Origin of the sequence: Nonomuraea sp. NPDC048881, assembly GCF_040649795.1 — a bacterium.
In the GTDB taxonomy this organism is placed as follows: Bacteria; Actinomycetota; Actinomycetes; order Streptosporangiales; family Streptosporangiaceae; genus Nonomuraea.
The window spans coordinates 882,848-896,255 of record NZ_JBEZGC010000001.1; the positions used below are offsets into that span (position 1 = coordinate 882,848).

The 13,408-nt window shown below is 69.4% G+C and carries 14 protein-coding genes; all 14 read left to right on the forward strand.

From position 1 onward, the window contains the following. Positions 1-30: 30 nt before the first annotated feature. The 14 genes from prfA (at position 31) to atpA (ending at position 13,408) form a co-directional block, all read left to right on the forward strand. Positions 31-1,083, forward strand: coding sequence for a peptide chain release factor 1 (gene prfA, locus AB0C33_RS04135; protein WP_358283426.1), 1,053 nt, complete (start codon positions 31-33; stop codon positions 1,081-1,083). Continuing rightward, positions 1,080-1,934: a peptide chain release factor N(5)-glutamine methyltransferase gene (gene prmC, locus AB0C33_RS04140; protein ID WP_352320399.1), complete on the forward strand. Its 855-nt coding sequence runs from the start codon at positions 1,080-1,082 to the stop codon at positions 1,932-1,934. The genes prfA and prmC overlap by 4 nt, the downstream gene beginning before the upstream one ends. Before the next feature lies 1 nt (position 1,935). Further along, positions 1,936-2,592, forward strand: coding sequence for an L-threonylcarbamoyladenylate synthase (locus tag AB0C33_RS04145; RefSeq protein WP_357971048.1), 657 nt, complete (start codon positions 1,936-1,938; stop codon positions 2,590-2,592). Positions 2,593-2,680: 88 nt separating this feature from the next. Next, complete coding sequence (locus AB0C33_RS04150; protein WP_358283428.1) at positions 2,681-5,131, forward strand: hypothetical protein; 2,451 nt, start codon at positions 2,681-2,683, stop codon at positions 5,129-5,131. Then, a complete protein-coding gene (locus AB0C33_RS04155) occupies positions 5,131-5,505 on the forward strand; it encodes a hypothetical protein (protein ID WP_352349993.1) in 375 nt (124 codons plus the stop codon). The genes AB0C33_RS04150 and AB0C33_RS04155 overlap by 1 nt, the downstream gene beginning before the upstream one ends. Positions 5,506-5,711: 206 nt before the next feature. Continuing rightward, complete coding sequence (glyA, locus tag AB0C33_RS04160) at positions 5,712-6,977, forward strand: serine hydroxymethyltransferase (RefSeq protein WP_358283430.1); 1,266 nt, start codon at positions 5,712-5,714, stop codon at positions 6,975-6,977. A 57-nt stretch (positions 6,978-7,034) separates the two neighbouring features. Beyond that, positions 7,035-8,324: an MraY family glycosyltransferase gene (locus AB0C33_RS04165; protein ID WP_358283433.1), complete on the forward strand. Its 1,290-nt coding sequence runs from the start codon at positions 7,035-7,037 to the stop codon at positions 8,322-8,324. Positions 8,325-8,455: 131 nt separating this feature from the next. Beyond that, on the forward strand, positions 8,456-8,878 hold the full coding sequence (locus AB0C33_RS04170) for a hypothetical protein (protein ID WP_352349999.1): 423 nt from the start codon (positions 8,456-8,458) through the stop codon (positions 8,876-8,878). 65 nt (positions 8,879-8,943) lie between these two features. Then, positions 8,944-9,159 carry an AtpZ/AtpI family protein gene (locus AB0C33_RS04175; RefSeq protein WP_229824207.1) on the forward strand — a complete coding sequence of 72 codons (216 nt, stop codon included), beginning with the start codon at positions 8,944-8,946 and terminating at the stop codon, positions 9,157-9,159. Positions 9,160-9,226: 67 nt separating this feature from the next. Next, the gene (atpB, locus tag AB0C33_RS04180) at positions 9,227-10,024 is read left to right on the forward strand and encodes a F0F1 ATP synthase subunit A (RefSeq protein WP_358283435.1); all 798 of its coding nucleotides are present in this window, start codon (positions 9,227-9,229) and stop codon (positions 10,022-10,024) included. Between the two features lie 69 nt (positions 10,025-10,093). Then, positions 10,094-10,324 (forward strand): ATP synthase F0 subunit C, encoded by a 231-nt coding sequence (gene atpE, locus AB0C33_RS04185; protein WP_132595523.1) that lies wholly within the window; start codon positions 10,094-10,096, stop codon positions 10,322-10,324. 33 nt (positions 10,325-10,357) lie between these two features. After that, positions 10,358-10,909 carry a F0F1 ATP synthase subunit B gene (locus AB0C33_RS04190; RefSeq protein WP_352320415.1) on the forward strand — a complete coding sequence of 184 codons (552 nt, stop codon included), beginning with the start codon at positions 10,358-10,360 and terminating at the stop codon, positions 10,907-10,909. Next, positions 10,909-11,718 (forward strand): F0F1 ATP synthase subunit delta, encoded by an 810-nt coding sequence (locus AB0C33_RS04195; RefSeq protein ID WP_358283437.1) that lies wholly within the window; start codon positions 10,909-10,911, stop codon positions 11,716-11,718. The genes AB0C33_RS04190 and AB0C33_RS04195 overlap by 1 nt, the downstream gene beginning before the upstream one ends. Positions 11,719-11,758: 40 nt before the next feature. Further along, positions 11,759-13,408, forward strand: a complete 1,650-nt coding sequence (gene atpA / locus AB0C33_RS04200) for a F0F1 ATP synthase subunit alpha (RefSeq protein ID WP_358283439.1) — start codon at positions 11,759-11,761, stop codon at positions 13,406-13,408.

Consider the following 13,408-nt stretch of genomic DNA (forward strand, 5'->3'; position numbering starts at 1 on the left):
AACGGCATTCAAACCACTGAAGGACCCACGGTGAACCTCGACGAGTTGCTCAAGGAGTATTCCGAGCTGGAGCTGCAGCTTGCCGACCCCGCCGTGCACGCCGACCAGAACAAGGCCCGCACACTCGGCCGGCGCTACAGCCAGCTCACCCCGATCGTCAGCACCTACCGGGAGCTCGACACGGCCCGCGAGGACCTGACGGCGGCCAAGGAACTGGCCGGCGAGGACGAGGGGTTCGCGGCCGAGGCGGCCGAGATCGAGGAGCGCATCCCGCAGCTTGAGGAGAAGCTCAAGCACCTGCTCATCCCGCGCGACCCCAACGATGACAAAGACATCATCATGGAGATCAAGGCGGGCGAGGGCGGCGAGGAGTCCGCGCTGTTCGCCGGCGACCTGCTGCGGATGTACCTGCGCTACGCCGAGCGCCTCGGCTGGAAGACCGAGATCATCGACACCCAGCCCTCCGACCTCGGCGGTTACAAAGACGTCACGGTCGGCATCAAGGCCAAGGGCGACGAGGGCGTGTGGTCCAGGCTCAAGTTCGAGGGCGGCGTCCACCGCGTGCAGCGGGTGCCCGTCACCGAGTCCCAGGGCCGCATCCACACCAGCGCCGCGGGCGTGCTGGTCTACCCGGAGGCGGAGGAGGTCGACGTCCAGATCGACCCCAACGACCTGCGCATCGACGTCTACCGCTCCAGCGGTCCCGGTGGCCAGAGCGTCAACACGACCGACTCGGCCGTGCGCATCACCCACCTGCCCACGGGCGTGGTCGTCTCCTGCCAGAACGAGAAGAGCCAGCTCCAGAACAAGGAGTCGGCGATGCGCATCCTGCGTGCCCGCCTGCTGGCCGTGGCCCAGGAGCAGGCCGACGCCGCGGCGCAGGCCGAGCGCAAGTCGCAGGTCCGCACGGTCGACCGTTCCGAGCGCATCCGCACGTACAACTTTCCCGAGAACCGGATTTCCGACCACCGCGTAGGCTTCAAGGCGTATAACCTCGACCAGGTTCTCGACGGCGAGCTCAACGCCGTCACCCAGGCACTCATCGACGCCGAGATGGCGGAGAAGCTCGCACAACACTCATGACATTTCTGCTGGACGAGATCGCTCTGGCCACCGCCCGGCTCGCCGAGGCAGGTGTGCCTTCGCCGCGCACCGACGCGGAGGAGATCGCGGCGTTCGTCCACGGCGTGCGCAGGAGCGAGCTCCACACCGTCAAGGACTCCGACTTCGACGCGCTGTTCTGGGAGGGCATCGCCCGGCGCGAGGCGCGTGAGCCGCTGCAGCACATCACCGGCCACGCCTACTTCCGCTACCTGGAGCTCGCGGTCGGCCCAGGCGTGTTCGTGCCGCGGCCGGAGACCGAGGTCATGGCCGGGTGGGCGATCGAGACCCTGCGCGCCATGGACGTGACGGCGCCCCTCGTCGTCGACCTCGGCACCGGCTCGGGGGCCATCGCGCTGTCGATCGCCCAGGAGGTCGCGCTCGCCGAGGTGCACGCCGTCGAGGTCGACCCCGCGGCCTACACCTGGGCCAAGCGCAACATCTCCGAGCTGGGCCAGGGGCGTACGCACCTGCATCCGGAAGACCTCGCCGAAGCCCTTCCCGAGCTCAACGGCAAGGTCGACCTGGTGATCTCCAACCCGCCGTACATCCCGCCCGGCGCCATCCCGCGCGACCCCGAGGTCCGCGACTACGACCCCTCCCGGGCCCTCTACGGCTCCGGCGACGACGGCCTCGGCGAGGTGCGCGCGGTCGAACGCACCGCCCGCCGCCTGCTGCGCCCCGGCGGCTGGGTGGCCGTCGAACACGCCGACGAGCAGGGCAGGGCCGTCTATCTGACCTTCCCGGAGGACAACGGCTGGCGCGACGTCCGCCTGCGCCAGGACCTCACCCGAAGGGACCGCTTCGTCACGGCCAGACTCGGCCAGGACTAGGATGCACGCCGTGGGAAGACGCTTTGACTGCTCCGACCTCGACCAGCGCGCCGAGGGCCTGATCGAGGCCGCCACCGCCGTGCGCCGCGGCGAGCTGGTCGTGCTGCCGACCGACACCGTCTACGGCATCGGCGCCGACGCGTTCATGCCGCCGGCCGTCACCGCGCTGCTCGACGCCAAGGGGCGCGGCCGCGACATGCCGCCGCCCGTGCTCGTGGGCACCGTCAGAGCCGCCACAGCGCTCGTGGACGACCTCGGGCCCTACGGGCAGGATCTCATCGACGCCTTCTGGCCCGGGCCGCTCACGCTGGTCTGCAGGGCCAACAGGGCCCTTTCCTGGGACCTGGGCGACACCAAGGGCACGGTCGCCGTCCGCATGCCGCTCCACCCGGTCGCCCTCGACCTGCTCAAGGAGACCGGCCCGATGGCCGTCTCCAGCGCCAACCGCTCCGGCGCCCCCGCGGCGACGACGGCGGAGGAGGCAGAGGAGCAGCTCGGCGACTCGGTCGCGGTCTATCTCGACGGCGGCAAGACCACCGACAACACGCCCTCGACCATCCTCGACCTCACCACGGCGGTGCCCCGGATGTTGCGCCGCGGCGCGATCCCCGTCGAGAAGCTGCGCGGCATCATCGGCTACGTCGCCACCGACGACTGACGTATACCGTCTTTGCATCCCGGCTGCGGCGACGCCACGGCCGCGATTACCGTGAGTCCCGGAACGGCGACACGTCCGGGAGTGGCCCATGGGCAAGTTCGACGGCATGGATCCGCAGCTGGTCCGTGACCTGCTGGCCGAGGTCAAGCACGCGTCCTCGGCGCTGCGCACGGCCGAGGACCAGGTCAGGGCGGTGCTGAGCCGTGCCGGGCTGTCCGCGCGGAGCACACACCGTCCGGTCCAGGTGGCCGACTCCGCCGATCACATGGTCAAGGACGTCAACGCGCGACTGGCCGTTCTGGAGAAGCGCGCCGACGGGAAGCTGGGCGACACGTCGAAGACGGGCGGCGGCGGCACGGCCGACGAGCCCAAGGAGTCGCCGGGCAGCCGCGACGACAAGTACGGCAACCCCCGCGCCGACGACCCGCCCAAGCACACCGACCCCGCCCACCCCGCACACCCCGCCGACCCGAAGCCCACCCACCCCTCCACCCCGAAGGACCACGACCCGAAACCCACCGACCCACCCCCGAAAACCCCCGATACCAAGCCCACGGACCCGCCTGCGTCGAAAGATCACGACCCCAAGCCGACGGACCCACCCGCGTCGAGGGACCACGACCCCAAGCCGACGGATCCGCCGACGCCCAAGGACCCCGACAGCAAGACCGGCGACGACGGTGCCAAGGCCGACGGCGACGGGAAGGCGTGCGACGGCGCCGACAAGGACACCGGGACCAGCGGAAACGACACCAGGACCGACGACCGTACCGACGACCGGACCGACGACCGGACCGGTGACCGCACAGACGGCCGCAGCGACGGCAGCACCGACGACCCCAAGGCTCCCGACCAGGACAGCAGACGCGACCGGGGAGCGGAGGCCGACACCGGGACGACCGACGTCCCCGCGAAGGATCAGCCGGACGACCCGCACAAGCCCCAGGTCGTGGTGGTCGACGGCGTGAAGGTCCTCCAGGTCCCCATCGACCCGCCCACGGCCGAACAACTGGAGTCCCTGCTCAAGAACGTCGACAACGTGCAGCCCGCCGACATGCCGACCGTGCACGCCGACGGCGGTGCGGCGACGGCGGGCGGAGGCGAAGGGCTGTCGGTGCCGACAGGAGAGGGCGGCACCGACCCCTCGACGACCACCTCAGGCAACACCACCGGCCACCACCCCGGCACCACAACCGCCACCGGCCACCCGTACGGCACCGCAACCGCCACCGGTCACCCCTACGGCGCTGCAACGGCCGCCGGTCACCCCTATGGCACGTCAGAAGGCACGGGCGCACACTTCGGCACCGCAGGCGACACGACCTCCCACAACGGCACCCAAGGCGATGCGGCCACCCACTCCGGCACCACCGGAGACACCTACCGCGGCCCCACCGGGGACACAGGCGCCCACCAGGGCACCCCAGGGGACGCGGGCAACACCCACGGCACCCACGCCGACGGCGCCTCCTCCACCCCGACCCGCCCCGACGCCACCACAGGCACCGGCACCCAGCCCATCGGCGACACCGGCCGGGCCGACGGCGCAAATGGCCACACGGACACCGGCACAGGCCGAGCCGACGGCCCCAGCGGCGGCGCGAACAGCGACACCGGCCGCTCCGACGGCGGCACCACGGACACCGGCCGCACTGACGGCACCGCCTGCGCCGACGACAAGGCCACGAACGGCACCCGCACCGACGCGGACACCGCCAACGGCAGCCGCGACGCCGGCAGCGGCACCGGCGGCAACACCGACGGTGGGCGCGCGGATGGTGGGCGCGCGGACGGCGGGCGTGGCGGCGTGGGGACCGGTGGTGGCGCGGCTGATGCTGGTCGGGCTGATGGCGGTGCCGTGAACGGTGGTCGTGACGTCGGTGGCGGGTACGGCGATGGCGGGTACGGAGATGGTGGGCGTGCTGATGGCGGCGCGGGTAACGGACGTGCCGATGGGGGCGGGGGTAACGGGCGTGCCGATGTAGGGACCGGCGGTGGGGCCGCTGATGCCGGGCGTGCTGATGGTGGCGTGGCGGACGCCGGTCGGGCCGGTGCGGACGGTGGAGCGGCGGGGCGGGGTGACGGGTCTGCTGGGGTGCGGATTCCGCCTACGGCGCCTGGGGGAGGGGCGGCCGTCTCTGCTGGTGGGGACGTATCTGCTGGTGGGGACGTCTCTGCTGGAGGGGACGTATCGGCTGGTGGTGGCGATACAGGGCGTCATGGCGCGGCTGTTTACGGCGGCGGGGGGCATGGTGTCGGAGGTCATGGTGATGGCGGGGCGCAGGGCTTGGACGGCGGGGGCGCCGGTGGGAAGTGGGTGAATGAAGGGGACGGGGTGGTGGCTGTGGATGTGTCCGCGGCCGGGCCGGAGGCGATCAGGACTTTGATCGACGATGTCCGCGACATTCAGCCGCTCGACATGCCGTCCGTGGAGGTTCCGCCCGGTGAGTACGGCGAGGGTGACTGGGCGCCCAGGGACATCAGGCCGGACGGTCCATCGGGTGAGGCCGATCCCGGGACGTCGGGAAGGAGCGTGTGATGTACGTCGACCCGCCCGCGCCCAGGCCCAGAAGCAGGGACGAGATGCCGCCCGTCACCGCCGCGGGCCCGCTGGACAACCAGCCGCTGGCCTACGAGTTCAACCCCGACTACGAACGTCTCGTCACCGCCTGGAACACCGTCATGCCCATGCTGGAGAAGCTCAGCACGGCCCTCGACAAGGCGTACGCGCTGGCCAAGAGCCCGCAGACCTGGGACGCGCCGGTCGGCGATCGATATGTGCAGGACATCCGGGAATGGCGGTCGAAGCTGGCTCTCTACCGTCACGCCGTGCTCACCGCGATCAGCGATCAGGCCGACGACACCCCGAGGTGGATCCCCAGCCAGACCGGCGCACCACACGCCTTCCCCTGACCTCCGCCTTCCCGGCGCTTCGCGGTTCCGGCGCTTCGCGGTCAGTGAGGTTCGCGCTCTCGGAGCTTCGCGGTCGCCGCCCTCTGGCCTTCGCAGGTGAACGCCCTCATGGCTCCTGACCGGCACGGATCCCATGCCCTCGCAAGCGACCGCCCTCGCAGCGCGGCTTTCTGGGCAAAACGGACATGCGGTCGTACAGTGGAGAAATGGGTGGGGAGCCGTACTACGGGCCCGACTTCGGGCGGTTGCGGCGGCAGGATCCGGAGCTGGCGCAGGTGCTGCTCGACGAGCTCGAACGCGAACGCGCCGGCATCCAGCTGATCGCCGGCGAGAACTTCACCTCCCCCGCGGTCATGGCCGCCCTGGGCTCCACCCTCACCAACAAGTACGCCGAGGGCTACCCCGGCAGGCGCTACTACGGCGGCTGCGAGGTCGTCGACCGGGCCGAACGGCTGGCGGTGGAGCGGGCGCGCAGGCTGTTCGGGGCCGAGCACGTCAACGTCCAGCCGCATTCCGGCGCGAGCGCCAACCTGGCCGCCTACGCCGCCCTGCTCCAGCCCGGCGACACCATGCTCGCCATGGCGCTCCCGCACGGCGGCCACCTCACGCACGGCTCGAAGGCGAACTTCTCGGGACGATGGTTCGACGTCGCCTCCTACGGCGTGCGGCGCGACACCGAGCTCATCGACTACGACGAGGTGCGCGACCTGGCGCTGCGACGCCGGCCCAAGGTGATCGTGTGCGGCGCGACGGCGTACCCGAGGCTGATCGACTTCTCGGTCTTCCGCGGCATCGCCGACGAGGTGGGCGCGTGGTTGCTGGCCGACGTGGCGCACCCGATCGGGCTGATGGCGGGCGGGGTGATCCCGTCGGCGGTGCCGTACGCGGACGTCGTGACGCTGACCACGCACAAGGTGCTGCGCGGGCCGCGCGGCGGCGCGATCCTGTGCACGGAGGAGCTGGCCGGCAAGATCGACCGGGCGGTGTTCCCGTTCGTGCAGGGCGGGCCGCTGATGCACGCGGTGGCGGCCAAGGCGGTGGCGTTCGGGGAGGCGCTGCGGCCGGAGTTCGCCGAGTACGCGGGCCGCGTCGTCGCCAACGCCCGCACGCTCGCCGGCGCGCTGGACGGGGCGGGCATGCGTCCGGTCACCGGCGGCACCGACACCCACCTGGCCCTGATCGACCTGCGTGAGCTGGGCGTCTCGGGCGCCGAGGCCGAACGGCGCTGCGCGGCCGCCGGCATCACGCTCAACCGCAACGTCATCCCCTACGATCCGGAGCCGGCGGCCGTCACCTCCGGGATCCGGGTGGGCACGGCGTGCGTGACCACGCAGGGCATGGGCCCGCGGGAGATGGAAGAGGTGGGAAGTCTGCTGTCGATGTCCGTGCGCGACCCGGACGTAGCGCCCGAGGTCAGGGAAAGAGTGGCGGCGCTTCTCGCCATCCATCAGCCATATCTCAGCGAATATTAAGCTGGTCTGTGTCGGTTTCCGGTCACAGCTGGCCGGAGCATCCGGGAAACTAGGTCCGTGCGCGAATACCTGTTCATGGCGCTCATCTCGGCAGCGGTGACGTATCTGCTGGTCCCGCTGGTGCGCCGCTTCGCCATCCGCATCGGCGCCATGCCCGAGGTTCGCGAGCGCGACGTGCACACCACGCCGACGCCGAGGCTCGGCGGCCTGGCCATGTACGGCGGCCTGGTGGTCGGCCTGCTGGTCGCCAGCCAGCTGAAACACACGGGCGCGGCGCTGTCGGAGTACGACGGCAAAGCCGTCACCGCGTTGATCGTCGCCGGCGGCCTGATCACGCTCACCGGCTTCCTCGACGACTGGTGGGGCATGGACGCCTTCATCAAGCTCGGCGGGCAGATCGCGGCGGCGGGCGTGCTGGTCTACTTCGACCTGCGGCTGCTCTACATCCCGCTGCCGAAGGACTGGGGCGGCTCCACCAGCCTCGACTACACGCTGAGCACGATCATCACCATCATGATCGTGGTGGTCACCATCAACGCCGTGAACTTCGTCGACGGCCTCGACGGGCTCGCGGCCGGCATCGTGTGCATCGCCGCCATGGCCACGTGGGCGTACTCGATCCTGCTGGCCCAGAGCATGAGCGTGGGGAACATCACCACGACGGCGGCCATCGCGGCCGTCCTCATCGGCACGTGCCTGGGCTTCCTGCCGCACAACTTCCATCCGGCCAAGATCTTCATGGGCGACACCGGGGCGATGCTGATCGGGCTGGTGCTCGCCTCCTCGATCGTCACGGTGACGCCGCTCGACCCGGCCGCCATCGAGGACATGAACAAGGTCCCGGTGCTGCTGCCGCTGATGCTGCCGGCGGCGGTGCTGGTCCTGCCGCTGATCGACCTGATCACCGCCGTGGTCCGGCGCACGTCCCATGGCATGTCGCCGTTCGCGCCCGACCGGGGTCACCTGCACCACCGGCTGCTGGACATCGGCCACTCGCACCGCCGCTCGGTGCTGATCATGTACGCGTGGGCGTTCCTGTTCGCCTTCGGCCTGGTGGCGATGTCCCGCGAGGGCGTGCCGGTGCTGCTGTTCGTGGTGGTCATCGTGCTGGCGCTGGCGGTGCTCGTCCTGATGGCCGCGCCGCGGTGGCGGGGGAGGGGCGGCGCGCACGCCGCCACGCGCGACAAGCAGCCCGACGACGACGGCCCGCCCACCGGCCCGATGCCGCCGATCGGCCCGGACACCCAGGTCAGGCGGCAGATGCCGCCGCAGGGCGGCCCTTCGGCGCAGGAACGCGCGAGTGCCGAGGGCAAACCGGTCATTCCTGCATTTCCGAGCCGTCCGTGATCGGGAACTAGAAACGGCAGGTAAAAGCGGTCTTCCGTGAGCTTGTGATATCTTTCACGAGCAGGGACCTCCAGACGCACATGTTCTGGAGGTAGCAAACGCTCGCTTGACAACATGCTGATGGAGCACCGATGCAGGCCAACGACGTGCGCGTACTCAAGAGCGCCGCTGTTCCGACCTTCGCGGTCGGGGTGGTCGCGGTCATCGTGGCGTTCCTCCTGGCGGGCGGCAAGGGAGCGCTCGGCGCGGCCCTCGGCACCTTGCTCGTCGGGGTTTTCTTCAGCATCAGCGTGGTAGCGGTCTCCTATGCCGCACGCGTCTCCCCGCAGATGATGGCGATCGCGGCGATGGTCAGCTACCTCGTCAAAGTCGTCGCCATCATGGTGGTGCTGTCCGCCTTCCGTGAGACCACCGCCTGGAACACCCAGGCCTTCGCGTGGTCCGTGGTCGGATGCACGCTCGTCTGGACCGGATTCGAGGTCCGCGCGTTCATGAAGACCAAGATGCTCTACGTCGACCCCGAAGCCTCGGTCCCCGGAAAGGGCGACTCATGAGGCAGGTAAAGGGATGGGGTCCGATATGACTAGTCCTCCACTCGCCTGCTATCGTCGGGGCCGCGATGAGCGCACAGGAACGCCGGCCGGAACACGACGGTCGCGACTTCTCCGATGCCATGTGGTCAGTCCCCAGCTATCTGCTCGCCGGGATGGCGGTCTATGGCGGTCTCGGGTGGTTGCTGGACCGGTGGCTCGACATGTCCGCGTTCTTCCCCATAGGCGTGGTCCTTGGGGTCGTGCTCGGCGGCTACGCGGTCTACCGGAAGTTCGGTCGCTAACCCGACGCAGCGATCGCCTCGCTGAGGAAACCCTTGTGATCCACTACGACGTTGAAGGGAACGCCGCGTGATTGCGCTGACGGTCCTCGCCCCCGAAGACAACTTCCGGGCGCCATCGCCCGATGAGCTGTTCAATTCGTTCACGCCGATCATCCCTGGGGTGACCTGGTTCACCAAGCCGGTGCTGCTGGCGATGCTCAGCGCGCTCGTGGTGATCGCCGTGTGCTGGGTGGCCTTCGCCAAGCCGAAGCTCGTGCCGAGGGGCACCCAGAACGTCGTCGAGTACGGCTACATGTTCGTCCGTGACCAGATCGCCCGGCCGTTCCTCGGCAAGGACGCCGATCGGTGGATGGGCCTGCTGGTCACGCTCTTCTTCCTGGTCCTGTTCTGGAACATCCTCGGCGTGATCCCGCTCGCGCAGTTCCCGGTCGCCTCGCACATCGCGTTCCCGGCCGTGCTCGCGCTCTCGATCTACGCGATCAAGGTCTACCTGGGCGTCAAGCACCAGGGCGGCATCGGTTACTTCAAGAACATGATGTTCCCGCCCGGCCTGCCCAAGCCGATCTACTTCCTTCTGGCGCCGATCGAGTTCCTGTCGAACATGATCATCGCGCCGTTCACGCACGCTGTCCGACTGTTCGCGAACATGTTCGCCGGTCACATGCTGCTCGCGTTCTTCAGCATGGTCGGCTTCTGGTTCCTGTTCGAGAAGCTGACGCCCTTGGGCGCACCCGTCGGCGTGGTGGGCGTGCTCATGACGATCATCCTGACCGGGTTCGAGATGTTCATCCAGTTCCTGCAGGCGTTCCTGTTCGCGATGCTGGCGGCGATGTACATCGGCGGCGCGCTGCACCCGGATCACTGAGAACCACATACCGGAATATCCATGACCGGTGGGACTCCCTTCACCGGCCGTCCAGTAAAGGAAATAGCAATGAGCGTTCTCGCTGAGGTCTCCGGCAACGTCACCGCCATCGGTTACGGTCTCGCCGCCATCGGCCCCGGCATCGGCGTCGGCATCATCTTCGGTCAGGGCGTGCAGGCCATCGCGCGTCAGCCCGAGGCTTACGGCCTGATCCGCCAGAACATGCTCCTCGGCTTCGTCCTCACCGAGGCCCTCGCCCTGATCGGTCTGGTCGCGCCGTTCATCTTCCAGGCCATCTAAGACCAGAAGAATCCCTGACGAAAGGCTGCACCCATGATTAAGGCAGCTACGCTCCTCGCGCAGGAGGAGGGTGCGAACCCGCTCCTTCCGCACACGTTCGAGCTCGTCGTCGGTATCTTCTCGTTCCTCGTCGTCCTCCTCGTCGTCGGCAAGATTCTCGTTCCGCGCATCCAGAAGACTCTGGCCGAGCGGACCGACGCGATCGAGGGTGGCATCAAGAGGGCTGAGGAGGCCCAGGCCGAGGCGCAGAACCTCCAGCGGCAGTACGCGCAGCAGCTTGAGGAGGCCCGCCGCGAGGCCGGCCGGCTCCGTGAAGAGGCTCGCGAGCAGGCCGCGCAGATCAAGGCGGAGCTCCGCGAGGAGGCGCAGGCCGAGGCCCGTCGTCTCGTCGAGGCCGCGCACGCCCAGATCGAGGCCGACCGCGCTGCCGCGTTCGCGCAGCTCCGCACGGAGATCGGCCGTCTGTCCACCGAGCTGGCCGGCCGCATCGTCGGCGAGTCCCTGGAGGACGAGGTCCGCCAGAGCCGGATCGTGGACAGGTTCCTCGACGAGCTTGAGAGCAGCAACGCGCAGGCGGTGCGCTAATGCGAGGTCTGAGCAGGACCTCGTTGGCAGAGGTCGAGGAGCGCTTCAACGCGGTCGCGGGCAGCGCCGACCTCGGCGCGCTCTCCGACGAGTTGTTCGCCGTCGCGGATCTGCTCGACCGCGAGCACGGCCTGCGCCGCGCGCTGTCCGACCCGGCCAGGGCCGCCGAGCAGAAGGCGGGCACCGTCCGCGCCCTGCTCGGTGGCAAGGTCTCCGAGGCGGCCCTCGCCACGACCGAGGCCGCGGTCTCGGTCCGGTGGTCGCGCGCGGGTGACCTGGCCGACTCGCTCGAACGGCTCGGCGTCGTCGCCGCCGCCGCCGAGGCGGAGGGCCAGTCCAGGCTCGACGACGTCGAGGACGAGCTCTTCCGCTTCGGCCGTATCGTCGCCGCCAACCCCGACCTCCGACGCGCGCTCGCCGACGCGGCCGCGCCCGCGGAGGGCAAGCGACAGCTGCTGAGCGACCTGCTCGGTGGCAAGGTGGCCCCCACCAGCCAGCGCCTGATCACGCAGCTGGCGGTGCACCCGCGAGGGCGTAGCCTGGAAGCGGGCTTGGAGGAGTTCGGCCAGCTCGTGGCCCAGCAGCGCCGGCGCCTGGTGGCGGTCGTGCGCAGCGCGGTCGAGCTGTCCGACGCGCAGAAGCAGCGACTGGCCGACTGGCTGCGCACCTCCTACGGTCGTGACGTGCACCTGAACGTCGAGGTGGACAAGCGAGTGCTCGGTGGGTTCTCGGTCCGCATCGGCGACGAGATGATCGACACCACGATCGTGGGACGAATTGAAGAAGTCCGCCGCCGGTTGGCCGGCTGAGGCGCAGTGAGCGCCGAATGAATAGGGAGACAGAGTAGAGATGGCGGAGCTTACGATCCGGCCGGACGAGATCCGGGACGCGCTTGAGCGCTTCGTCCAGGCGTACGAACCGGAAGGCGCCGCGCGCGAGGAGATCGGGACCGTCGTCGACGCCGGCGACGGCATTGCCCATGTCTCCGGCCTTCCCTCGGCGATGGCGAACGAGCTGCTCGAGTTCGAGGACGGCACGCGCGGCCTGGCCCTGAACCTCGACCCCCGAGAGATCGGCGTCGTGGTCCTGGGCGACTTCAGCCACATCGAGGAGGGCCAGACGGTCCGCCGGACGGGCGAGGTCCTGTCCGTGCCCGTCGGCGACAACTTCCTCGGCCGCGTGGTCGACCCGCTCGGCAACCCCCTCGACGGCAAGGGCGCGATCGAGGCCGAGGGCCTGCGCGCCCTCGAACTGCAGGCCCCCTCGGTCGTCCAGCGGCAGCCGGTGAAGCAGCCGCTGCAGACCGGCATCAAGGCGATCGACGCCATGACGCCGATCGGCCGTGGCCAGCGCCAGCTGATCATCGGTGACCGTGGCACGGGCAAGACGGCCGTCGCCGTGGACACGATCATCAACCAGCGCGACAACTGGCTCTCGGGCGACCCCGAGAAGCAGGTGCGCTGCGTCTACGTCGCGGTCGGCCAGAAGGGCTCGACGATCGCCCAGGTGCGTTCCCGTCTCGAAGAGGCCGGCGCCCTGGAGTACACCACGATCGTCGCCGCCCCGGCCTCCGACCCGGCTGGTTACAAGTACATCTCCCCGTACACCGGTTCGGCCATCGGCCAGCACTGGATGTACCAGGGCAAGCACGTCCTCATCATCTTCGACGACCTCACCAAGCAGGCCGACGCCTACCGCGCCGTCTCGCTGCTGCTTCGCCGCCCGCCGGGCCGCGAGGCGTTCCCCGGTGACGTCTTCTACCTCCACTCCCGCCTGTTGGAGCGCTGCGCCAAGCTCTCCAGTGACATGGGCGGCGGCTCGATGACCGGTCTTCCGATCATCGAGACGAAGGGCAACGACGTGTCGGCGTTCATCCCGACCAACGTCATCTCCATCACCGACGGCCAGTGCTTCCTGGAGACCGACTACTTCAACGCCGGTATCCGTCCCGCCATCAACGTCGGTATCTCGGTCTCCCGAGTCGGTGGCTCGGCGCAGATCAAGGCGATGCGCAAGGTGGCCGGCACGCTGCGTCTGTCGCTGTCGCAGTACCGCGACCTGGAGGCCTTCGCGGCCTTCGCCTCCGACCTGGACGCGGCCTCCCGCGCCCAGCTGGAGCGCGGTCAGCGCCTGACCGAGCTGCTCATCCAGCCGCAGTACTCGCCGTTCCCCGTGGAGCGTCAGGTCGTGTCGGTGTGGGCGGGCACGACGGGTGAGCTCGACGAGGTTCCGGTCGAGGACATCCGCCGCTTCGAGCAGGAGTTCCTCGACTACCTGCAGAGCAGCCACAAGGGCATCTTCGACAGCATCCGTGAGACCAACGAGCTGTCGGACGACGCGGTGACCAGCCTCAAGGACGCCGTCACGGAGTTCAAGAAGGGCTTCACCACCTCCTCGGGCGAGCTCCTGGTCAAGGACGAGCCGGTGGCGCCGCTCGAAGCCGGCGAGGTCGGCCAGGAGAAGATCAAGAAGGTCGTCCGTCCGGCGACGGAGAAGTAG

Bases quoted from the DNA above. Each gene is read 5' to 3' on its own strand.
- prmC (WP_352320399.1), top strand. From the start codon at position 1,080: ATGACATTTCTGCTGGACGAGATCGCTCTGGCCACCGCCCGGCTCGCC.
- AB0C33_RS04145 (WP_357971048.1), top strand. From the start codon at position 1,936: ATGCACGCCGTGGGAAGACGCTTTGACTGCTCCGACCTCGACCAGCGC.
- AB0C33_RS04150 (WP_358283428.1), top strand. From the start codon at position 2,681: ATGGGCAAGTTCGACGGCATGGATCCGCAGCTGGTCCGTGACCTGCTG.
- AB0C33_RS04155 (WP_352349993.1), top strand. From the start codon at position 5,131: ATGTACGTCGACCCGCCCGCGCCCAGGCCCAGAAGCAGGGACGAGATG.
- glyA (WP_358283430.1), top strand. From the start codon at position 5,712: ATGGGTGGGGAGCCGTACTACGGGCCCGACTTCGGGCGGTTGCGGCGG.
- AB0C33_RS04170 (WP_352349999.1), top strand. From the start codon at position 8,456: ATGCAGGCCAACGACGTGCGCGTACTCAAGAGCGCCGCTGTTCCGACC.
- AB0C33_RS04175 (WP_229824207.1), top strand. From the start codon at position 8,944: ATGAGCGCACAGGAACGCCGGCCGGAACACGACGGTCGCGACTTCTCC.
- atpE (WP_132595523.1), top strand. From the start codon at position 10,094: ATGAGCGTTCTCGCTGAGGTCTCCGGCAACGTCACCGCCATCGGTTAC.
- AB0C33_RS04190 (WP_352320415.1), top strand. From the start codon at position 10,358: ATGATTAAGGCAGCTACGCTCCTCGCGCAGGAGGAGGGTGCGAACCCG.
- AB0C33_RS04195 (WP_358283437.1), top strand. From the start codon at position 10,909: ATGCGAGGTCTGAGCAGGACCTCGTTGGCAGAGGTCGAGGAGCGCTTC.
- atpA (WP_358283439.1), top strand. From the start codon at position 11,759: ATGGCGGAGCTTACGATCCGGCCGGACGAGATCCGGGACGCGCTTGAG.